At 51.3% G+C, this 1,328-nt stretch carries 1 rRNA gene (running past one end of the window); it reads right to left on the bottom strand.

Annotated features, from left to right (window positions below):
* Positions 1–1,328 (bottom strand): 23S ribosomal RNA (locus ACED48_RS20315) (its annotated part extends 1,125 nt beyond the left edge of the window); the annotation flags it as partial.

The following is a 1,328-nucleotide window of genomic DNA, read 5'->3' as shown; positions in this document are numbered from 1 at the left end:
GCCTACGTACTTGAACCTGGACAACCGTCGCCAGGCCCACCTAGCCTTCTCCGTCCCCCCATCGCAATTGTAAGAAGTACGGGAATATTAACCCGTTTCCCATCGACTACGCCTTTCGGCCTCGCCTTAGGAGTCGACTTACCCTGCCCCGATTAACGTTGGACAGGAACCCTTGGTCTTCCGGCGAGGGAGTTTTTCACTCCCTTTATCGTTACTCATGTCAGCATTCGCACTTCTGATACCTCCAGCAGCCCTTACAGACCACCTTCAACGGCTTACAGAACGCTCCCCTACCCCACATACCCTAAGGTACGTAGCCGCAGCTTCGGTGTATAGCTTAGCCCCGTTACATCTTCCGCGCAGGCCGACTCGACCAGTGAGCTATTACGCTTTCTTTAAATGATGGCTGCTTCTAAGCCAACATCCTGGCTGTCTGAGCCTTCCCACATCGTTTCCCACTTAGCTATACTTTGGGACCTTAGCTGGCGGTCTGGGTTGTTTCCCTCTCCACGACGGACGTTAGCACCCGCCGTGTGTCTCCCGGATAGTACTTACTGGTATTCGGAGTTTGCAAAGGGTTGGTAAGTCGGGATGACCCCCTAGCCTTAACAGTGCTCTACCCCCAGTAGTATTCGTCCGAGGCGCTACCTAAATAGCTTTCGGGGAGAACCAGCTATCTCCAGGTTTGATTGGCCTTTCACCCCTAGCCACAAGTCATCCGCTAATTTTTCAACATTAGTCGGTTCGGTCCTCCAGTTGATGTTACTCAACCTTCAACCTGCCCATGGCTAGATCACCTGGTTTCGGGTCTAATCCTAGCAACTGTACGCCCAGTTAAGACTCGGTTTCCCTACGGCTCCCCTAAACGGTTAACCTTGCTACTAAAATTAAGTCGCTGACCCATTATACAAAAGGTACGCAGTCACACCACGAAGGTGCTCCTACTGCTTGTACGTACACGGTTTCAGGTTCTATTTCACTCCCCTCACAGGGGTTCTTTTCGCCTTTCCCTCACGGTACTGGTTCACTATCGGTCAGTCAGTAGTATTTAGCCTTGGAGGATGGTCCCCCCATATTCAGACAGGATATCACGTGTCCCGCCTTACTCGATTTCACTGATGATGATGTGTCGGTTACGGGGCTATCACCCTTTACTGCGCCACTTTCCAGAGGCTTCACCTGCATCATTAAAAGCTTAAGGGCTAATCCAATTTCGCTCGCCGCTACTTTCGGAATCTCGGTTGATTTCTCTTCCTCGGGGTACTTAGATGTTTCAGTTCCCCCGGTTTGCCTCCTGTTGCTATGTATTCACAACAGGATACGTGCTT

Source organism: Vibrio sp. 5S239 (assembly GCF_041439575.1).
GTDB classification, from domain to species: Bacteria; Pseudomonadota; Gammaproteobacteria; order Enterobacterales; family Vibrionaceae; genus Vibrio; species Vibrio kanaloae.
Note: the sequence above shows the minus strand (reverse complement) of the source record. Positions and strands in the feature narration are given on the sequence as shown.